Below are 20,988 nucleotides of genomic sequence, written 5' to 3'. Positions count from 1 at the left end.
GAATTACGCCACCGGCGATGTGCGGCCTGCAGGAATGCCGGCTGATTGAGTAGTTGCTGCTCGCTGCACGAATGAGCCGATAAAGGCTCCCAGTGTCAGCTTTGTAAGGTCCATAAATCCGCTGCCTGGTTTGTACAGTTCGAGGCCTGAAAATATCAGCGTTAGAGCAACAGTCAGCAGCGGCAATCCAGTCAGTCCGAGTTTTGTGGCAAGACCTGTGCCGCCAGTTAGACTGCTCAGTCGCACATATTGATCTATTGCCTTTTCGTTCCCTTCAGAGATTAGAGGTACCAGTAAGTCTCGATCTGCTGGAGGGATAACATCTTTTCTTACTGCAACAGACCCCGCCATCATGCGAGCTCCGTAAAATATCGTCAACGCACATACAAATAATACACCGGCATTTACAGCAAACATTCTATCATCTGAAACGGAAGGACCGGACCGAATGAAAAACCAAGCCGAGATGCCTCCTGCACATGTGAGGATTGCGCCTAGATATGCTCCAAGAATTGTTTGAACTTTCATCGAGATCTGCTTCGGAATATCTTTTTTTTCAGTGTCATCGGCAAAGATCATGGTTTCCCCCTTCATATCAACAAGCACATGATTATTCCTTTCCGTGCGTGCTACAATAGGGGGAGTAATCGACTTTCCTTCCGTCTGAGCCGGTGTGAGGCGTTTATAGCGGCATCTGAGTTAGCGATGCGATTTTGCGGGGTACAATGGCGTTACCCAGCGCGTCTGTTGCCAAAACCGTTTTGTGTAACCGGAACGGGAAGCAGACAAGGGTCGGATAGCCGTTACAGGCAAAAACCGACCACAACCCCACCATCATGTCGCATCGGGAGCGGTACAAAGGCCGATTGGGACCGAGGACAAAGCCGCTCAATCCCCCTGTGCCACTCAGTCTCGCATTGGCCCAGACGGCCGGAACTTATCAAATAAAATCCATTTCCATGCTCAAAGCAGCAAGCTTCGCGATCGCCGACGCCAGCGGCATCAATGACCTCCTAGGGAACAGATCGCATCATGAGACGGCGAACTATATATTATGCGGCGCGCAGCGCAGTTAAGAACGAAGAGCTCGACATAATTTCGCGTGAGCGAACGTTTGTCGACCTTAAAAGGATCGACAGGAGCATCGGCGAGCTGATTGAATTTAAGGTCTCCCGCATTCCCACGGAAGAACCGCTTGAGATCGATCTCAGCGCAATGGTACGGCATAAGGCAAGATCTGCCTACAGGACATCCTAGCCCCCTGTATCATCGAACATGCCGGCCTTATCCTCGAAAAAAACCAGCATGAAGGCTTCCTTGGCGGACTGACGCAGCCGATGTGGGACGCTCTCGAGCCGGACGGCTTTCTCGCACGAACCGGGTGTGAGGGCGAGCGCGCCATTGCGCGTGCCGTTGTTGGTTATTGCGACGGGAAATAGACTCATACATTCGTAGGTGAAACGACTGGGATTATCGCACGCGCGCCGCGAGGATCTAGGGAGTTCTACTGGGATGTCGTTTTCTGCCCCGACGACGGTGGCGGGATGACATACGCCGAGATGAGCGATCAGCCTGGCGGCCTCCAAAAGCAACTCGCCATGTCGCAGTCTACGAAGGCCATCAGCGCTTTCGCAAGCTTTCTGGCGACACAGAACTGTAACGGCTTATTTGATTGAGTAGTCGCGGAATGCGGCTTCTCGGCCTCGAAATCGAGTGACGACATCTCATCGTTCGCTCGGCCATATGAAAGCTTGCAGCTTCCCGCTAGCCAAGCACTTTTGCGAAACCTTGGAGCGAATTCGACCGGCGTGTCCGCTTACCGAATACTACAACCGAAACCGGACAGACTGGAAGCGGCCCCTTCCCAGTCATTGAACTTGACTCAGAGAGGAGTGTTCAACGTCGACAGCAACGTACCATTCCGCCGCGTCTACTCGCTGTTTTTTCGTGATGCGCCGGTGTGCCATGAGACTGGATCAGCTACCCATCGATTAACATCGGATTCCCGCCAACCGGCCCCGTTGACACTGATCTTGATTTGAGCCGGGAACGTGCCTTCGGCGATCTTGCGATAGATGGTTGAACGGGACAGGCCGGTCCGGGCAAGGACGGTTTTGAGGCGTACAATACGATCCGACTCGGGCATAGCTTGCCTGCTTCTCAGTGGTTGTTGCTGGCATCTGCTGAGACAGACAGGACGGACCGAATGCTGGAAGCAATCAGTTTGTCGCTTCAGCCGTCTGCGGCGTGAAAACGGCGGCAAATCGGAGGGGTGTCAGATCCCGATGCCCCGCCCCTTACCGATGCCATGGCTGAAGGCGAGTTCCGCGCCGAGGCGCCGGCCGGAATCGACGTGAATACCGAGTTCGCGCTTGCGGTTTGCCAGCAGCGATTCAAGTTGCGGATCGCGTTCGAGGCTCTTGGCCATATCGGACATGGCCGAACGCGTGGACTTGTAGCCGGACACGTCGCCGGCCCGATATTGCTCCCGTCCCGTACGGTGGAGCTTTTGCCAACGTTCCACGAACCGGTCGGCGCGGCGGCCGGGATCGTTTTCCATCCCGGTGCGAATTTCCGTTTCAAGCTGGAGAGCAAGCACGATACGGCTGACGCGGCCGGCCCCCGCCTCGCGGACAAGTTCGGGATTTTTCACATACGCCGCTTCGGCATCGCGCCAGCCATGCGGCCGCACCTTCTCGAAAGCGCCACGGGCATCCCTCAATTCGCGCATCTGCTCGGGACTACCGTGCCCGTCGGCATTTCCGTTGCGCAGGATCGTGTCGAGCGCTCGCGCGTGACGCACAAGCGCCTGGGTGCGGGCGCGGCGCATCTCTGCTTCTGGGTTCCCCGGCAGACTCGTGTCGCGCGGCGCGTCCCCCGCAAAAGCTTCTCTTCCAGGCGTGGCGCCAACATCTCCGACCTGCGCCCCAACACTCTCCCTTCCCGGCCCAGGTCCACGTTCCTGCATGGGCTCGCCATCTGCGGGCGGGCGCAACCGGTCCAGCAATCCGCCGATCCTGTCGCGCAGCTTCTCCGGAACGATCCGGCGCACGATCTCGACCACACGCTCTCGAAAGGTGATGCCGCGCCGCTCTGCATAGCTCTGCGCCGGGTCGATCTGCTCGTAGTCCGACGCCATGTCCTTGGCGCGGTCACGTGACAGCGTACGGACAAGCCCGTCCCGTGTCGCGAAGTCGTCGCCGCCGTAGTGCAGGTCCATCCCGTCTCGATGCCGCGACAGGCCAACGTAGCTTCCATGGGCATCCATACCCGGCGTCGCCAGGACGTGGGTTCGGTCAACCGTCATGCCCTGAGCCTTGTGGATGGTCGCGGCATAGCCGTGATCGACGTGGGCGTAGTCTTTCAGGTCAAACCGCACGTCCTTGCCGTCGTCGGTGCGCACCGCCATGGTCTGTCTGCTGACGTCTTCGATCACACCGAGCGTGCCGTTCTTCACGCCAAGCCCGCGCTCGTTGCGCAGGAACATGACGCGGTCGCCGCTTGCGAAAGTTCTTGCGCCGCGTTCGACATGGACCTGAACATCGTCGCCGAGATCGCCGGCAGCGCGCATGCGCTCGCGTGCTGCCTGGTTCAGCGCGCGCACCTCGTCGTTTGTGTGGGTTAGGATGATCCGGCTCGCCTCTGGATGCGCCTGCCTGTCGCGATCCCAGCGCTCGACGAGTTCAGCTCGCGCTTCCTCGCGCGTTGCAGCCTGATGCACCATGCCTTGTATGTCATAGGCGTTGATCGCAGCGCCGATCCTGCCGGTTGCCAGATCGCGCGTGGCATCGCGCTGCCAGTCCTCGCCCTGCCGGCGCACCTGGCCAATTTCGACGCCGCCATGTCGCTCGTGGATAGAGCGGAATGCAGCGCCGGCTTCGATTGCCTGTAGCTGCTGGGGATCTCCGACCAACACGACTTTTGCGCCAACGTTGGCCGCATGGGAGAGCACGCGCTCCAACTGGCGCGTGCCGACCATGCCGGCCTCATCGATCACCAGGACATCGCGAGCGGTGAGCAGATCGCGGCCCTGTCCCCAGCCATGCTCCATGCTGGCGATGGTGCGTGACGAGATGCCTGATCCGCTCTCGAGATTCTCAGCGGCAATGCCGGAGAGTGCGGCACCTCGAACCTCGTAGCCCGCCGCTGCCCATGCCTGGCGTGCAACGCCCAGCATGGCGCTCTTGCCCGTTCCGGCAAAGCCGACAATGACCCCAAGACCGCGACCATCGGTGATGTGATCCAGTGCATCCGCCTGCTCGCCTGACAGGACAAGCCCGCGTTGCGCGGCCCGCGCCACAGCTGCCTCGCGATGTACCTCACTCACCGCGTGTCGCTCGTCCAAATCCATACGCTCCGCAGCGCGGTGAAGGCGCTGTTCGGTCTCGATCATCTGCCTTGTGGTGAAACGGTCTTCGCCGCGCCGGTCCTTGCCGAGTTCGATCAGATCGGGTGCGTTGCTGATGGCTGCCACCACCTCGTTGAACTGCTCCATTCCGTCGCTGTGGCGATGCGCAAACTTCGCAATGTCTTTTCGGGTGAAGGTCGATTGCTGATGGGTGATGGCATCAAGCGCCACGGATGGATCGGCAATGATGCGCGCACCATTGTTGCGCGCGATCTCGCGATGCAGTTCGGCGCGATCTGCTTCAATGCCGCCAGCCTCAAGGCCACTGCCCTCGATGCGTTGGGCTGGCGCACCAATCTGCGTTTGCGGCTCTAACGCTATGCCCTGTGCTTCCAGACTGCGATGATCGATGCGGGCGTCGATGTCGAGCTCGGCCAGACGCTCATTGACCAGTTCCGCCCATCGCTCGCGCCAGCGCTCGACCATCTGGGTGGCATTCCAGTCACGAACCTTGGCACCAAAACCATTCTCGTCTACGGACCGCATGGTCAGCATGACATGAGCATGCGGCTTGGGACTGCCATTCTCTGCCCTGTCCCAATGCACATTGAGATCGGCGACCATGCCCTGGCTGACAAACTCAGCCTGAACAAAGTCGCGCGCCAGTTCGATGCCTTGCCCTTGGCTGAGTTCACGCGGGAGCGCGAACTCCACCTCGCGGGCAAGCTGGGCATCCTTGCGCACCTCGAACGCCTCGACATCGTTCCACAGCCGTTCGCGGTCGCGCCAGGCTTCGGGTGCATTCTGCGGCAGCATCACCTCGGAATGGACGACACCACGCTTGGCGGAGAAGTCGTGGCTGCGTTCGATGCGCTCGTCACGCAATCGCGAAGCCGAGCGGTAGGCCGCCGACGCTACAGCACTGCTCCCAGCCTTGCGGCCAATGACCTTGAGATGAAGATGATAGATCGCCATCGCGACCGGATCATTTGCACGTCAAAGCGAACGTCGGCACGACGTATAAGCGCGCCCTCCCTCGAAAAATTCTCGGGATGGACCAGCCCGTCCCGGGCTGTCTCGGCAACCCTGAAGCCTTCCGGCAGGCGCTCAACTATCATTCAGAGATCGACAATCAATGGAGACAGCCATGCGCAAACCACGAGACTTCGACGCCGAACTGAAGGCGCTGGAAGAAAAAGCGCGAGAACTCAAAACGCGAAAGGTGCAGCAACTTGGCGAACTGGTGGTCGCCACCGGCGCCGATCAGCTCAGCACCGACGAACTGGCTGGTGCACTGGTCGCAATTGCCGAGACGAAAGACGCCGCAAAGCGTGAGGCATGGGCCAAGCGTGGGGTGACGTTTTTCGAGAGCCGGTCCCGTCGAACTGCTCCGGAATCTCAGCGCAGCCCTCGCGGCGCTCCAGCGCAACCGGGCAGCGCGCAATCGCCGGCAGGCGGCTCTAGCTCGCAATGACATGCGCACCTGGCAGGTCGAGCGCCGCAAGCGCACCCGACATCTGATCGAACTCGGCGGGCTAGTCGTCAAGGCCGGCATCGTTGATCTGACCAACGGCGATCGGGCCACCATCTACGGCGCGCTCCTCTCGCTCGCCGCCAAGCTGCAGAGCCATGAAGACGATCATGCGCGGGACCTGTGGGCCGCGAAGGGGAAGCAGGCGTTCGATGCGGAACGGCATGAAGAGCAGATGGGCCGGCGAAGCCCGTGGCGGTTGGCCCAACCGGCGAAGTGCTGCGGAACAACCCCGTGCTTTTCGAACAAGCGCTGAAAAGCCTGTGTCAGCCATGGCCGTTCGAACTGGAACGCAAACCTGGCTTGATGAAAGAGCCTACCAAATGAGTCTTCATCCACACTGCCGATCTTGGCGGCAACCCGATCATCCGCATAGATCATTGGCGTGATATGCGCCATTAACGGGCTTGCTTGAGCGTCTTTTGGACTTGCTCTTCAAGAGCGCCCCGCTTCAACATGAACTCGCGCGTGATACGCACAAGGATTGAACCAAGATCATCGACGACCACTTGGTTCAAGAACGATTCCATATCGTCCTTGGTGATCTCGATCTTGTGCTCGACCGACTGGAGATTTTCGCCCGCAGCGCCGATTTTCTTCTGCATAAGGATGAGGGTACGGTCACGCTCCTTCTTCAGCCCGGCATTTCGGTATTCATCCGTTGCGGTTTGCAGGAGCGCGGCTGCAAGCATCGGGTCGGCATTGCTTGCGAAGTGCTCGAATGATTCACCGACCGCCTTATGGAGGCGGCGGGCGTCATCGTGTTTGCTGAGGCGGCGATAATAAGTGGATTCGACGTCCTACGCACGGCGATCTGCACTGGTCTGGAGCGTACTCCTCGGACGTGAACGGGCTGCCTGTGCGGCAGCTCAGTTGAGGCCTGCCGGGCCGAAGCCCGAGAATTCGGCTTTGTGCTAAGTGTTAAGCCGACGGGACGGCGTCTACCTCACCCAGGACCCGCTTTAGCATTTCGGCCACGGCAAAATTCAGCCGGCCTTCGCTGCTATTGCTGCCCTGGCGTGAACCGCTGAACATATGCTGATTGAACATATTCAGAGCGACTTCGGTAACACGCCCAAAGTCGCCGTCCACCTGGCCTACATAATAACCGATGCTTTTGAGATTTTTCTGAAGCTCAGTTATGGCGCCTGCAACCTGATTGAGGATTTCTCCACCGTAGCGATGTGCAGTATCGTTGTCGCCTTGGATCAGGCGACCTGCTGGCCTGAGCACAAAATATCCCCCGAACGCCTCCGCAGTCATTGTTCCGGCTATGATTTGAAGGCCAAGTCCAAGTTGTTCAATCCTTTCCCACGGAAAAGTTGAACCAGGATCGGTGGACTTGCGCCCTAGTCGTTTCGGGGCCGATGGGCTACACGAATTGGGAGCAGTCGGCTCGCATATTCCGATATCACTGTGTCCGATCACGCGCCCCGAGGGTATGTGAGGAAAGGCGTGATGCAGTTTATCCACGAGTGCGACGGTCGCATCGACCTGTACCTGGGGATACGGCCCGGAGATGTGCGTCATCTCAATTCCTATCGATGTGCCGTTGAGGCCTTCATCGCCCTGCCAATGGCTATAGCCGGCGTGGGACGCTTTCCGGTCCTCCATGACGAGTTTATAGACATCACCATTTGGCGCGACGACGTAGTGGATGGACACGGTGTTGGCATAGAGAAAGGTGTTGAGGTCCCCTTGCAGATTGCCGGCTGTGTGATGGATGACGATCGCGTCGATCGGGCCGGGACGGGTGTTGGCCAAGGGGGCTTTGAGCCAAGCAGGCTGCAAACGGACGCGAACATTGCTTCCGTTGACAACGAGAAAGTCCGAGGGTTCGGCGGAAACAATGCGCCCAGCCTGCACTTGCACCTGTCCGGATAAGGACCGCCACACGCGGGGTTTTGAAGTGTCGGGTCGAAAGTCGGGCCCCATCTCCGTATCGTCAGTATCAGGCGCCCGAAATTCGGCGTTATAGGCGCCGTCAGCAAGCGTCGACAGGTCGATGCCTCCGTTGCCGGCCGTATTCGTTGTCGCCATTTTCGTGCCAATTCTAATGTTACAGTTCGGTACACCCTCGGACGGCAAGGGGCGGCAGACGATAGTTATCTGCTGGGCGGCAGATGTGGATTCGATCGATATCTCATCGTCAGGATTGACGAATTCAGGGCTGCGTCTCTCTGGATTCGGATTGGCGAGGATGTCGCTTGCGTCTCGTTCGTCAGGCTGTGGATAAGTGTTTGATGCCGCTTCGTTCGCCATGTGCGCTCTCCCTGACCGGTCTTGGTGTTTGAACTGCGGTTATTTCCCGCTCTGAGAAAAATGTTGGTAGTCCTTCTTGGAATCCCATGTTCCGCCCCAGGTCCATCCGACGTCGCCAAAGGACGTAGTGACTTCGCCGCCGGGTAGAATAATGCCCGTTACGGAGCTTATTCTCTCGTGAGCTTCGTCAAATGCTTTACCAGCTGGGGGGTAGGTGTTTGACTTCGTTACGAATGGATTCTGGACGGGGTTAATATCAATGGCGATGCCCAAAGCATGCGCCGATAGCGTGTTGGTGCCGCCAACAAAGCGACAGTTGAAAGCGCTGGTGTTGTTGTCAGCCATAGAGGCGTCGTCATCGCCGCCATATTTGTCGACTAGCTCCATCCGCTCAATCCGGAAAGTTCCAGATGCAAAAATCCTGTCCATGGCGGCCACAATATTGGCCGCATGAGCTTTTGCAACAATTAGATGGCCGGTCTTCTTCTGCCCATCGAAACCAGTATAGGGAACGGTGAGCAACAGCAGGTCCGTTCGGGCGGGACATGGAAGATCCGCATGCCAGGATTTGCCCTGCATGTTCTGCCAAATGGTGTCCGGAATCGGCTGAGAGGTCGTTTTGTCGGCGTTCGTCTCAGAAAAGGCGCCTTGAGTGGCGGCCAGGCAAACGCAAAGGCCGCCGACGAAAACAATAACACCAAGACGTCTAGAATCCATAAAAAAACCAAATTCCCGCGTCTACGTGGATACCAACTACACAAGAGATAAAGTAACAGAAAATTACCATAACGTTCAATATGACACAAGACAGCAGGATTTACTTTACAAACTTTTGCGCAAAATGGCATCTCGAGTTTTGCCGATCGACGCAGTAGAGTTCAAATCATTGCGACTGAGTGATCGCGCATCATCTCCTATTTTAGACATTCGTCACCGAAGCGTCTTTTGAAGCTCTCTCCAGAGAAGGTGCTGCACTCTCATAGCCCTGGGCGTTTTGAGCAGTCTTGCGGCACAGTCTGGGCGTCGTGCACTGTTCGATCGATCGCAACGAAGGAGGATGTGTAACTATCCGGGTAAAGCTCCAACTTCAGCAACCCGGCCGAAGTGTTCTGGAAAGCTCTGCTCAGGGGATGCCGCTTGTCGTCCGGAACACCGTAGAGATGTGCCCCTCCGGTTCCAGCGACAAACGACCCGAGCCCGCCTGCCATCTCGTTGCCGGCGGCGTCCTGGCGGGCAAAGCGTTCGTAATCGTGGTCGTGCGCCGTCACCAGCAGCGTGGCCCCCTGCTCAATCGCGATCTTCATGAAGGGTTCCATCTTGGCATACGTCCAATTCGGTTCGTCGCGACCGTGCTCGCCGGAACTCATGAGGAAGGGATGTGAAAAGACGAGAGCGCATTTTGCCTTGGAATTCGTCAAGGCAGTACGCAGCAGTCCCTCTTGCAGGTTCCTATCCCGATAGAAATTCACGGCCGCCAGCAACCATCCGTCGGCATTGTCCTGCGGGAAGGTCGTGGCATAGAACTGCGTGGCCTTATCGGCGTTGAGCGCCGTGAACCTTTCCTGGAAGTACCCCTGATACACGCTCTTGGTGGGGTCATCCGAGTAGTCATGGTTGCCCGCGACAGGCAGGAGACGGTTATAGTTGGCGGTTCCCCAAAGGGTTTTGAACTCCTCGAAGCATTCGGCGTAGAACGGCGCTGCCAACTTGCCCTTCTTGTCGCGGTTTGAATACGCAACATCGCCCAGGACCAGAACCGCGACCGGCAGTCCTGCCGCCTTGTCGACTTCCCGCTGGATCAGCTCGGCGACCTCCTTGTACTTGCGTTCCTTGTGATAGCAGGCGGTGATGTCGCCGGCGGCGAGCAGGATGCCAATTCGCTTGTCCGGTTCCGTTCCTTCTTGCGCCAAGCTGGGCCCCCACCCTGCAAGAAGCATGATGGCGACAGAAAATACCCGTGTGCAGCTGTTCATTTCCTGCTCCCTCCCCGCTCGACAGAACGCCGCCCGGGCGATTCCGGGCGAATGTCGCGCTACAGGCGTTCCCTGCGCGTTGCGAAAGCAACGTCTACTACTGCTTTGCCGGCACCTGTACGCCCATCTTCAGCGCCGCCTTGATAACCATCATCCGGTCATGGGCCGTTTCCACGGCCCGTATCTCATTGTCGCGCACGTAGACCTGAAACGCATCAGATGCCAACCCTTCCAAACTGCCCTCGTCCGGTTCGGGAAAGGAGCCGTCGACGGCGACGTTGGCCCGGGTGACCGCAGCTAGGCGTCCCACTTTGAATACGTCGAAGGTTCCGAAGGTGAGGCCAACCTTCCGCTGCGTGTCGGCCGTCTCGTTCGTCGTGACGCAGTAGGCCAGCTTGTTTTTGCTGGCGGGTCCGTCCGTGTACTGGATCGTCACGCCGTGGCGGAAGCCGATCAGGTTTTCGTTGCCATTGCACGGTTCGCGCACGAAGCCCGTGATCGGAAAGATGAAGCTGTTTGAACCGGCTGGAGCTGTGTCATCGCCGCTGTCCATGAGCTTGTCCACACAGGCTTTGGCCTGGCCGGGAGCCACTTCATTGCAGGCATTGACCATTCTTTCCGCCAGATTGCGGGGCGTTGCCGCCAGCACGATCACCCAACCACGGCGGGCCGAACCGGGGAACTTGTAGTCGCATTCGAGGAGTTTGGCCGCTGCATGCCCGGCAAGTTGGGCATATGGTTTGATCAGATCATTCTCCAGGAGCACGTTGCCTCTGGCGATTTCAGTGCACCACGGATGGGGGTTCGCGGAGGTTTCGCTGCCGATGACATAGCGGGCACCCCCGGCAAATCTCTCTTGCAACTCATCTGCTGTGGACGCCACCAGATCGGCTGCCGCCGCCGCCTGGCATAACATGAGGGCGCAACCCAGTGACACCAGGCTGGTCAACGTTGGCAGATTGATCGTCGCCGAAGCAAGTCTTGGCATGAGCGTTTATCCTGTGTGAGGCAGCCGCGTTCAGGCGCAATGTCGTTCCGGAGGAACGAACCCCTTGTTGATGACGCGCCCGAGGCCTGTGTTGCGGCAATCGAAATGCATGATGTCGCCGCTCTCGCCGAGTCCGAAGTCCGAGGCTCCCCATGCCAGGCAGCCAAAATCCCGCAACGCGATGACCAAATCCTTCGACAGATTAAGGAAACCGTTGCGTGGGTCGCGCTCGAAGAAGCCGTCATCGGTGCCCAGGTTCGCCAGGTCGGATGCGATCGTGTTTCGCCATCGGATGGCGGCCTGATCTAACGTTTCCCCGGCACTGAATATTCCCGGCGTGCCGTTCTGATGATGCCGCTCGAGCAGTTGTCTCAACTCCTCGGCATCATCTCGCAAGGCCAGGTAGCTGCGGAAATCGCGGTCGAGGCTCCACAGGAAGTCGTAGATTTCGACAGTCGTCTTGTTGGCGTTGGCGTGAAGCAAGCTGGCGGCGGTGGAGCCGCCTTCAAGCGTCATGCCGGAGACGAGACGCCGCGCACACTGCAGCACGCGCACGATCTCGCTGCCCTTGATCCAGGGATTTCCGGTGTAGTTGATGTCTGTCGCCAGTCCAAATGTGTGCATGCTGGCGGTGGTTGCCGTTGGCCTGGACCCCCGGTGGAATTTCTGGATTCCCAGCGCCTGGCCGAGTTTCACGGGGGTGAACCCCTGATAAGCCGGCATGCCAAGCAGATGCCGCTCGGCGGCCCTCAGTCGGCGCAGCAGGACCGCATGAATGCCGTTACGGAACGTTTGGCCAAGAAACGAGGGCGCGGTCATGTGCCGGAACCAGTTGGCGGCATTCAAGGTCGCCGGCGCGGCCGGATTGTCGGCAACGCCTGCAAGTTTTTTGTTGATGCTGGTGAGATGAGCCTGCGCGGTCGGGTTGGCGACGTCGACCTGGTTGAGGCCTGGCCGGCCAAGATAAAGCCCCAGATTGTCAAGGGTCGATTCACCGCAGCGCCCGTCATGCTGCGCGGCATCGACATATGTCTTGCTCTGAAACTGGTGGATGGCTTCGACGAGCACCGCCTTGTCAGTCGCTGCCGCAGCGCCCTGGGCCGCGGCGATCGCGACTTTCACGGAGGCGAAGTCGACATAGCTCTCCAGTGTGATTGCGATGCGGCCAAGACCGACACCCGATACGCTAGGATGCCGCTGTTCGTTCCACGCCAACGCCGCCTGGTTGACGGCCGGCAGCAGAAGGGGCGTCAGAATGCTACGCCGCTCGGCATCGCCAAACGGAGGGATGGCAAGCGCCTGGTCGGCAAAGACCAGCTCTTCGCGCAACGCAGCCATTTGCCGTGCCGCGGCCTTGCTGGGCGCCAGAACCTGCAGTCGATTGCGGAGTGGCCCGGCGGGGTCCCTCCAACGCCAGCGCTTGTAGGCGCCCTCGAGATTGCGGACGTACAGATGGTTGTCGTCGATGGCATCGACGATCGCCATTTCGAGCCGGCCTGATTTCGCGGTTTTGACCACCAGGTCGCCGGAGACGATGCGCTTGGCTCGTTTTTCTCCGGCTCGGGCGGCCTTCATCGAAGGCTTGCGGTTCTGTGTCCGGTCGACCTCCCTCGCCATCAACGACTGGAGCTGCTGGCTGACGTTGCCGAGCTGGGTGAGCGAGGCGGCCGCTTGGGCATCCCAGAAGCGATGGTCCGCCAGTATACGGCTGACCTCATGGTCGCAGCTGTCGTCGTCCACATCAACCTCGACCGAGGGGGCGATTGCTGCGGCCATCATTTCGAGAGGCGCTCCGGGATAGGAATCGGCCAGCCGGTCGATAACCTCCCAAGCCGCAATGGCGTCCGGCTTCTGCGCCGCGAGGCGGGTGGCCAGCTTGGAGCGCCGGTCCTGACTGCAACTTGACCAGCTATCGGAAGCAAGCAGCACGCCGTTGATGGCAGCCAGCTTTGCGGCAGGCGAAGCGTAGGGCTTCAGCGCCTTGAGCAGCGGCGCAAGGCATGCCGAATACCGGACATAGGCAGACAGAAGCAGCGCCTTGAGGACAAAGGTGTCGCGATCGGGCCGCATTGTGTCGATGGGAAGGATGCCGGCAGCTTCGATGCTCTTGAGGCCGGGCCGCAGCCATTCCCCCGAAACGCCCATGATCGTCTCGTGCACATGCGGCCAGATCACCCCATCGCGAAACGCGGCCGCGAGGTCCTTGCGGAACGCGGCGTCGATCTGATTGAAGGAGTCGTGACCGGGGATCCCCGACTGAAAATATCCGCAGTTGCGGGAATGGTCGGCATCCCGGCCAATCAGCTGGGTTGCGTTGCCAGCGGCATCGACCACATTGAGAGCAAAGAAGTTGGTCCCCCCAATCGTTACCTGCTTGGGTGACCAGCCAAACCGATCGAAACACGGGTGGAACAGGTCGGGGTCCATCTCATTGAAGGCATGGAGAAACTGGAAGATCGCCGCGCGATGCACGTTGAACTGAATCGAGCCCAGGCTGATGCCGGCACCGAGGTCATAGGCATTGATGGATTCAAGCAGACCCTCCCGACCCGAAATGACGCGGATGTAGCAGTCGGGTTCCGACACCGGGTAGCGCAACAAAGGAAGCGTCAAGCCATGTGTCTGCCCGCCTCGATAGCCGTCGCCAGGTTGGTTGACCCCGGTCACCGCACAGGCATGCGCCGCCACATATGCCAGCAATATGCGCAAGGCCGGTGCCGAGACCGTCGATAGGTTCTTTTTCGACAGGTCGATGCCGTTGGGCCAGCTGGCTGGTTTCACCTTGGTGAGAGCGGCAATCCAGGCCTTTCGCTGCGCATCGCGGTCGGATGCCGCCATTGCAAGGAACTCGGGGGTTCTGGGAACATCGACCCACCTGCCGCTCGAGGCGTCCGGCTTGGACGGAAGATAGAGCCTGATTGTACTGGCATCCCGCAGGCAAAGGGCTGCGACGGCCAGTCCCGGCTCGGGCCTAAAATTGATGGTGGACGGCAGGTCAGCAGGTGCCTGGCCATCTAGCTTCATTGCCTCGACGCTTCCTGCTGCAAACAGTGGCCCGACGTGGGCAAATGATTCGCCGGTCGGCAGGGTTGCGGAGATCGAGCCGTCCAGTCCTGACGCGAAACTGCCGAGAGAGGTGCCTGTCAGCTCCCACTGCGTAGGCCCAACCGTCACCGTTCCGATCTTCAAAGTGCCCCCTCCCGAAGTAGCGTGAGAAATCTTCACGCACTTCGATGTCTAGGTCAACTGCAAATACTTGCGACAACAGCAGAATCCTGCCTTAATGACTGTGAAATTGCTGCGAAAGAAGGAACAGATACGAGCTCCCATCGCTGGACCTGCGGTGGGGGGCGGCCGGGCCATCACCGGCATAGGCGGTGTCAGAGGGCGACTGGGAGCGCCCTCCAGGTCGAATCCCCGGCCTTTCCGTCGACCATTAATCCGGCAAGCGTCTGGAGACTGCGTGTGGCAGCGTCCGTTCGGTCGCCGAAATCGCCGTCGATCGCCAGCTCCTCGATTGCGATGGCATTCTTCCAACGCCAGAAGCCAAGGCGGCGCTGCAATTCACGCACCGCAGCGCCGCGGCTGCCGCGCTGAAGGAGGGGATAGTTACGGGCCTCGCCCGGAAAGAACAGCCGGACATGCAGGTGGTTGTCGTGGTTGTCTTCCCAGTTCGCACCCACAATGTCGGGGTCGTTGAAGAAAATCACCTTGAGAGCTAGCGTGCCGTTGGCGTGCCACAGGTCGACGAGTTCCTGGGTGAGTTCGAGCGAATAGTTTGGGCTCTGGAAGGTTATACGCCCGGAATCGGTTTCCGTTCCGTCGTTGCGCAGCATGTCCATGTCGATGTCGCGGCCAAGTTTATGCGAGCCGTGGTCAGGGATCGTCCCGCCGCCTTTCTGGCTGATGTCACCGACGCCGAGGCGCGGCGAAGCGCGCCTCAGCGACCAGATGCGTCCCACCTCCTCGACCGCCGCGGCTGCCTGCGCAATTGCGAACCGGTATTTCTCGAGCTTGTAGCCATAGAGGCCGGTCGTCGGCAAAGCGAGCTGAACGTCGATGGGAAACGGCATGGCACCTGCCGCCAAGGGAGAAGACTTTTCAGTGAACCCGGCAGGATACTCTTCGGGAACCGCGCAGAGGTCTCGGTCGAGGTCTCTTTCGTGGCGTACATTGCCCGTCATGCGAAATCCTCCTGTCTTGCCATCGAACGCTCGCAGCTAGGGTTTTGGGTGCCTGTCCGAACGGAACTGAAAAACAAAGTAGGGCGGGATGCAAAGCCCCCGCCGGTCGCGCCTGTCCAGCCACTCCTTGTCGGGGAAGCTTTGGCCGTAATAGTCCGCGGCCGAATAGGGTTTCCCGACAATGTTCTTGAAGTATGGCTTCTTGGCGAGGCTCTCGGCGCGTGCGTTAAAATAGTTTTCGAAATCTTCGGGGCTGGTGGCCACAGCACTGGCGCAGATGTAGTCGTCCCGGCAGGGATCTGCCGCGTCACACGCGCGCATCCCGGCAAAGGATGTGAAGTTCTGAAAGCACACGTTTTGCGTATAGACTGTGCCCGGATCGGTGATCCGGCCCAGGCAGGTGTTGAAGCCGGTCGATGCGATCAGGCCGCAAGTGCTGTTCGGACCAAGGCCCAGGCATTCCGATAGCCGCAGCATGCCGGCCGGAAACCCGCCTGTCTGTGCATCACGCAACTCGTCCTTGCTGCAGGGCACTGACCTGCAATCTTTCCCAAGATAATACTCCTGGTGCGCCCCATAGAATGAATTGTCCTTCAACGGCGGAAGCGAAAATTTCTTGAGCGCTTCGTTGTCGATCAGCTTGTTCTTGTCGTGGCCTTCGGGATAGGCCTTGGGAAAGTCACGGCTGTAGCTGTCACGCCCAAAGGAGAGAGATTTTATAATCCCGGCCTGCAGCGGGTCTCCTATCTGCGCATGGCTTTCCGGCACGCAGGTCCCGACCATCTTGTCGTTTTCTGATCTGTAGAACTGCTTGCAGGTCAACCCCTCCTGGCACGTCCACTGGCGTTGCGTGGAGGCGAGGAATTCGGCATGATGCATGCCCCTCCCCAGCCGCCAAGCAGCTGTGTGCCCGACAGCTCGTCTTCCAGCTTGTTCAGGGGGCGGGCCGAGTAGCCTATCGCCAGCTCGTAGGTCGTCAGTTTGCCCGATGGACGGTTCGCGATTGCCGCAACGATCTTTTTCTGCGCGGCTGATCGCCGTAGAACAGCGGCGATCCAGGCAGGAAGACTGAGTTTGCCGCAGGCGTCCCCCGGCGGTCGGCGCCGGGAAAATGGAAGCCCGCAATGGCCCGCGTCTGATGACAGCCGGTGCACGTGCTGTCGTTCAGCCTCGTGCGGAAATCCTCCGTGGATTTGACGAAGCTGAGCTTCCCGCCGGTCTTCCCGAAGCGCTCGAGGGCGACCCAGATGGCGTCGTCGGAGATGACTTCCTGGTCGCCTTTCTTCCCTTCTTGCTTTCCGGCGTCGGCTGCCAGAACGGCTGGTTTCTCGCGCGATGAACGCCGCCGGGCGAAACGGAGACGGCGCGTTTGGACAGGTACTTTTGCGGAAGCTCCAGCGTGCCGGCATCGATGTCCGCCACGACTGCAGGCGTCTGCAGATAGGCGACAAGCTCCTCGCGCAGGGCCTTCTTCTCCTTGCATTGCGAGGCGCTATCCCCGGAACCGCACAGCAGCTTCTCGCGATCGATCTGGTTGGTGAGCCCGATCGGCTGGAACTCTCCAGCCTTCTCCTCCCAATGGAATACACGAATGAGATATTCCGCTTCGGATCCGAAATCCTCAACCGTGCTTGCCGGTTTGCGGTACACCTGCGCATTGATTTCAATGCGAAGCATGTCCTCGCCCTTGATGAGCGCGAGCGGACCGCTGCCTGGGTCGAGGAGAGCTTCTACCTTTTCCAGGGGGGCCCGGCCGACTGGCCGGTCAAGTTCTTTCACCCATCGGTCGGCGACGTTTGGCAGGTGACTGTTCCGCCTTGCGTGTCGCCAGGCAGTGCAGGAAACACGATGTTCATCGTCACCGGCAGCCTGGACTGGCGCCCGTTCGTCAGGTCGTAGGAAAAACGGTAGATGACCGATATCTCGCCGCAGTCGCGCTGCGCTGGCAACAGCGACACATCGGTGATGAATTGGCGATCCATTCGGTTGACGACGCCGACCAGCTCGATCCTTGATCCGGGATCGGTCAAAACTCGGTGTGGAGCTGGGAACCCTCAGCGCCCGCTAGCTTTGTCAGATCATCCAAATCTTCTGCAAGCTTGACCTGGATCGAACGCGCAATCTTCAGCTTGAACGGGTTCTTGTGCGCTACCTCTTCGTAGCTCCTCGCCTTGGCTTCGATCAGCCTGCTAAAGTTCAGCGGGCCGTCGCAGGGGTCGTGTTGAGCGCAGTCGAGGGCAACGATCACCTCCGGCTCGAACACGAAGGGTCCGCGCAGGTTGATCGGCACCTCGCCGCTATAGTCGTTCGACTTGTCTGCAGAGCTCGGGCTGGGAACCGCCAGCAGCGAAAGAGCAAGCAGTAAAAGCAGAGCTGCAGTCGACCGCACCCGTGACTTCGTTGGCAAGCTCAGCCCCATCACCACCTTGCTCCTGCGATGCCGGCAGCCGCCTCCGGCTGTCGAAGATTTCCTGTTGTCCTAACGAGGCATTTGTCACACTCGTTCAAAGGTCGAGATCAGGGTAGAACCACTCAAACTGCATCGAAGGCCATCAGCCACGCGTCGGGGAGTTTTCGTTTCGCGCAGTAGCGTTGCAAGCGGCCGCGCGTCTTTTCTCCGCGGCCCAAGCCTAGATACCGAACGGCGTTGCGCCAGTAGATATTCTGCAACTGGTCCGGCGTGAAGCCGGCGAGACGAAGTTGGGAGTCGAGATTTGCGAGATAGTTGTTGTTGTCGAGTTCCTTGGCGATCATGGTCCAGTCGGTGCCGTACATGAGGTGGCGCACGTCTGGATCGTAGGCAATGCGGAACGCTTCCAAACGGAGGCGGATTTCAGGGCGCTCTTCTTCCTGGCTACCTGGGATCGTCAGTTCACTGAGATAGGCCAAATCAGCGAACAGGAAATCACGACCATCGTCCTTGATCGTCTCGCCGATAATGACCTCCCACACCGGGCCTGAGTATTCATCGGCCTCGCATCTTAGTCCCTGAGGCGCGTTGTCCCCAATGTCGAGTGCTTCGTCGAAACCGCCGAAATGGGCGAGGTTGATTCGAAGGCGAGAATATTTCGGGATAGCCAGCAGTTTGCGCCACCACTTGGGGCTTGCACGCTGCCCATAGCCGCATACTGAACCAAGGCTATTTTCCGCATGCGCCATGATCGGCACATCCTCGGCCGCGCACCAATCGTATAGTTCCATAAGCGCGCGTTCAATGCGCTCACCACTTGCACCCTTCGGCTCTTTTGGAACCTTGAGATTATCATTCTCGATGGGCTGAAATCCCATTGGCGGATAGAGTTTGATGCCGACGAAGCCGCAATCGTTGATAGCATGCTTGACCTCCCTCAAAACGTCGCGGTCTTCTGCCGAGCGGCGCGGATCGAAGCCCACCATGCTGTGCATGTGCATACCGTTGTTGGATTGCGCTATGGTAACCTGAAGCGCATCCATGACATCCACTTGTTCGGCGATGGACGAGACTGGCGCCTTGCCTAGCCAACGATGCATATCGAGAAAGCTCGGCGTGATCATCTGCACGCAGCGCTTGTCTGCGAAGACCCGGATATATTCCCGTGCGATGGCCTCACGGCTGCCCAGCAGCAGCCGAGCGAAATCTATGTAGCGGGCGATTTTCGAATCCTTGCCCTTTAGGTTTCGGGCCACCTCAGCCGCTTTGGCTTTGTCAAGCGGCTCGCCGCGTGCCTTGGTCGTCAAAACGCCGGCTTCGGCGTAGATCTGGTCGAGCAGCTCACGATAGTCGGGCACGGCCTGGTCGCCGGCGATCGATTGAACGATCTTGTTTGGGGCGCGCTGGCTTTGATCAAGCGTAAGCAGCGCATCTGCCACGGCCTTGGTCTGGCGGTTGTCCAAGTCCTCGGGCTTTTCCATCGGTTGGCGGCGGCGCAGATTGGCAGCTTCTTGCTTCGCGGTAATCGTACCAGCACTGAGGATCAAAACCAGCAGGACAACCAGCGCATCGATGATACCGCCGGCCCGGGCAACCTTCAGTTCCGGGAAGACCTCTTCCCGATGCTCACCGAGCACGACATATCTGACAAAGCCTTCAACAGACACGTCCGAAGCATTGAAAAGGTGGCAGTGGACATCGATGATGTTGCCGCGTCCATCTGCAACACAGAGCCCCGGTGACAGCGGCCACGATGAACAGGCGGGCAGTATCGCGGCGGTTGCTGCACCACCCAGCCATTGTAGCATGATCCGTCGATTTGGGATGCCCGCAGCATCCCCAATCAAGTTACGCATTTTGCCCGCCTCTCAGAGACGCATTCTATCACCTAATGGCAGCGTTGAGCGCCTTCCAGTCGACGTTGTCCAGTTCCTTGCGTTGTGCTGCCTGATCCTCGACGTTCGTGCGCAAGGGTGCTGCGGTCCACGACGAGGGGACGCATGCCGTTGGCACGTCGACGACGTCGAACGGTTTCTCCCCGTCTCTCGCTGATTGGCATAGATGTTCGAGCCCCGTCTGAATTTGCAGCGAGTAGTCGAGGCTGATCGCGTGGACCAATGTCCTGTTCGTGTTGTCGTTGAAAAATCGGGTGGGAGAATCGAACACCTCACCAGGCGCGATGTCTCTGAAGTAGCTCCTGAGCCGCTCTCCATATGCGGTCCTGTTCTTCGGATCAGGATCGACAGCTTTGCTTGGAACATTTCCAAGAAGCAGGCTGCGCGGGAACTGTGCGCTACCATGGCAGCTCAAGCACGAAGAGTTTAGGTTGTCGAGCGGCCCGTTCAGGCGCCCCTGCCATCCCATCACCAAACGGTTTGCCCAACCGTAGGTAACGCCTTTCAGCTCAGTGTTGATCATGCTCTGCGTGATGGGCTGATCGGCCTCGGCGTTGGCATCGTTTCCCCACATCAGTCCAACAGGGGCCAGCCGGTGCCAAGGATCCGTGGACACGACATCCGTACTATAGACGAATGTTCCAAACACCCATCCGCTGGTGCCCGCCCGCGGGTCCCTGACGGCGAAATCAAGCTGGATCAAATGAACTTGCTGAGGCACGCGGGTCGTCTTATGGGCGACCACCCGATCAATGTCACCATCCCAGGTTGGCGCACCCTTAAGGTAAGGGACCTTTTCATCAGACACGGTGCTAAACAGGAGCTTGAATGAGACGGTGCCCACCGGAAACAAAACGTTAGTTAAATCCGGCTGGCAGGGTTCCTTGAAGATCTTTGCAAACGTTGTTGCCCCGATCTCATTGTAAAATCCTATTGCCCACGTCTGGTCACCGCCATCGACGCCTTCTTTCAGCTGATCTTTGAGGGTAGGTCGCTCGGCGGTGAGCCCATGCAAAAATTCCCGTCCTGTGGGTGTCCGGTCCATCCACAGGCCATGGTACCAGTTGCGCTTGTGGTTGTCTTGAATGTGGAACGCATTGGAAACCCCCGCCTCGGTGCCGTCCTCGTTGCCGTCGAGAACGTAGTCCAAAACCGCATTCATGTAGGCATGCCAATCGGTCCGGAAATCAATCGTCGACACAAAATCCGGTACCGCTTCGCCAGTTGTGCTGGGATAGTCGAAACGCCCGTTGAAGCCCTGGTCCTCGGTGTATCCTGGAGGGATCCCGAAGGATGGGTTATATGAAGTGGGGACGCATCGAGGGTCGGCACCAAGGGCCGCTGTGCAATCCATCGCCAGAAAGACTATGAGGATAGTGGTGCGTACGAACATTCAT

General features: G+C 59.0%; 19 protein-coding genes. 3 read left to right on the top strand and 16 right to left on the bottom strand.

Annotated features, from left to right (window positions below; translation table 11 throughout):
• Positions 1-3: 3 nt before the first annotated feature.
• A complete protein-coding gene (locus NKI96_RS21435; RefSeq protein WP_352806010.1) occupies positions 4-579 on the bottom strand; it encodes a hypothetical protein in 576 nt (191 codons plus the stop codon).
• A gap of 890 nt (positions 580-1,469) precedes the next feature.
• Between NKI96_RS21435 and NKI96_RS21430 the strand changes: the two genes are divergently transcribed.
• Entirely contained in the window at positions 1,470-1,676 is a 207-nt protein-coding gene (locus NKI96_RS21430; protein WP_352806073.1) for a non-canonical purine NTP pyrophosphatase, read from the top strand.
• Positions 1,677-1,930: 254 nt separating this feature from the next.
• Here NKI96_RS21430 and NKI96_RS21425 read toward each other — a convergent pair whose 3' ends face one another.
• Together NKI96_RS21425 and traA are read right to left on the bottom strand one after the other, a co-directional pair.
• Entirely contained in the window at positions 1,931-2,146 is a 216-nt protein-coding gene (locus tag NKI96_RS21425) for a helix-turn-helix transcriptional regulator (protein WP_352806008.1), read from the bottom strand.
• A 129-nt stretch (positions 2,147-2,275) separates the two neighbouring features.
• The gene (traA, locus tag NKI96_RS21420; RefSeq protein WP_352806006.1) at positions 2,276-5,323 is read right to left on the bottom strand and encodes a Ti-type conjugative transfer relaxase TraA; all 3,048 of its coding nucleotides are present in this window, start codon (positions 5,321-5,323) and stop codon (positions 2,276-2,278) included.
• A gap of 172 nt (positions 5,324-5,495) precedes the next feature.
• Between traA and NKI96_RS21415 the strand changes: the two genes are divergently transcribed.
• Entirely contained in the window at positions 5,496-5,822 is a 327-nt protein-coding gene (locus NKI96_RS21415) for a conjugal transfer protein TraD (RefSeq protein ID WP_352806071.1), read from the top strand.
• 1 nt (position 5,823) lies between these two features.
• Complete coding sequence (locus tag NKI96_RS21410; protein WP_352806003.1) at positions 5,824-6,135, top strand: conjugal transfer protein TraD; 312 nt, start codon at positions 5,824-5,826, stop codon at positions 6,133-6,135.
• A 142-nt stretch (positions 6,136-6,277) separates the two neighbouring features.
• On the opposite strand, the gene NKI96_RS21405 is transcribed toward NKI96_RS21410, so the two are convergent.
• The 13 genes from NKI96_RS21405 to NKI96_RS21345 form a co-directional block, all read right to left on the bottom strand.
• Positions 6,278-6,571 carry a hypothetical protein gene (locus NKI96_RS21405; RefSeq protein ID WP_352806001.1) on the bottom strand — a complete coding sequence of 98 codons (294 nt, stop codon included), beginning with the start codon at positions 6,569-6,571 and terminating at the stop codon, positions 6,278-6,280.
• Between the two features lie 229 nt (positions 6,572-6,800).
• Positions 6,801-8,141 (bottom strand): N-acetylmuramoyl-L-alanine amidase, encoded by a 1,341-nt coding sequence (locus NKI96_RS21400; protein ID WP_352806000.1) that lies wholly within the window; start codon positions 8,139-8,141, stop codon positions 6,801-6,803.
• Between the two features lie 39 nt (positions 8,142-8,180).
• Positions 8,181-8,858: a M15 family metallopeptidase gene (locus NKI96_RS21395; RefSeq protein WP_352805998.1), complete on the bottom strand. Its 678-nt coding sequence runs from the start codon at positions 8,856-8,858 to the stop codon at positions 8,181-8,183.
• A 260-nt stretch (positions 8,859-9,118) separates the two neighbouring features.
• Positions 9,119-10,114 carry a metallophosphoesterase family protein gene (locus NKI96_RS21390; RefSeq protein ID WP_352544702.1) on the bottom strand — a complete coding sequence of 332 codons (996 nt, stop codon included), beginning with the start codon at positions 10,112-10,114 and terminating at the stop codon, positions 9,119-9,121.
• A gap of 97 nt (positions 10,115-10,211) precedes the next feature.
• A complete protein-coding gene (locus tag NKI96_RS21385) occupies positions 10,212-11,102 on the bottom strand; it encodes a hypothetical protein (protein ID WP_352544701.1) in 891 nt (296 codons plus the stop codon).
• A gap of 30 nt (positions 11,103-11,132) precedes the next feature.
• Positions 11,133-13,790 (bottom strand): hypothetical protein, encoded by a 2,658-nt coding sequence (locus NKI96_RS21380; protein WP_352805995.1) that lies wholly within the window; start codon positions 13,788-13,790, stop codon positions 11,133-11,135.
• 692 nt (positions 13,791-14,482) lie between these two features.
• Positions 14,483-15,145: a peptidoglycan-binding domain-containing protein gene (locus NKI96_RS21375; RefSeq protein ID WP_352805993.1), complete on the bottom strand. Its 663-nt coding sequence runs from the start codon at positions 15,143-15,145 to the stop codon at positions 14,483-14,485.
• A 177-nt stretch (positions 15,146-15,322) separates the two neighbouring features.
• Positions 15,323-16,165: an SOS response-associated peptidase family protein gene (locus tag NKI96_RS21370; protein WP_352544698.1), complete on the bottom strand. Its 843-nt coding sequence runs from the start codon at positions 16,163-16,165 to the stop codon at positions 15,323-15,325.
• 285 nt (positions 16,166-16,450) lie between these two features.
• Positions 16,451-17,065, bottom strand: coding sequence for a hypothetical protein (locus NKI96_RS21365; RefSeq protein WP_352805991.1), 615 nt, complete (start codon positions 17,063-17,065; stop codon positions 16,451-16,453).
• Positions 17,062-17,268: a hypothetical protein gene (locus NKI96_RS21360; RefSeq protein WP_352544696.1), complete on the bottom strand. Its 207-nt coding sequence runs from the start codon at positions 17,266-17,268 to the stop codon at positions 17,062-17,064. Before NKI96_RS21360 ends, NKI96_RS21365 begins: the two co-directional genes overlap by 4 nt.
• Positions 17,269-17,312: 44 nt before the next feature.
• Positions 17,313-17,708 carry a hypothetical protein gene (locus NKI96_RS21355; RefSeq protein ID WP_352805989.1) on the bottom strand — a complete coding sequence of 132 codons (396 nt, stop codon included), beginning with the start codon at positions 17,706-17,708 and terminating at the stop codon, positions 17,313-17,315.
• Positions 17,709-17,818: 110 nt separating this feature from the next.
• A complete protein-coding gene (locus NKI96_RS21350; RefSeq protein WP_352805986.1) occupies positions 17,819-19,552 on the bottom strand; it encodes an amidohydrolase family protein in 1,734 nt (577 codons plus the stop codon).
• 28 nt (positions 19,553-19,580) lie between these two features.
• Positions 19,581-20,984 (bottom strand): hypothetical protein, encoded by a 1,404-nt coding sequence (locus NKI96_RS21345; protein ID WP_352805985.1) that lies wholly within the window; start codon positions 20,982-20,984, stop codon positions 19,581-19,583.
• Between the last annotated feature and the right edge of the window lie 4 nt (positions 20,985-20,988).

This window comes from Mesorhizobium sp. M0292 (genome assembly GCF_040321695.1).
GTDB lineage: Bacteria > Pseudomonadota > Alphaproteobacteria > Rhizobiales > Rhizobiaceae > Mesorhizobium.
This window is presented reverse-complemented; position numbering and strand designations above follow the sequence as displayed.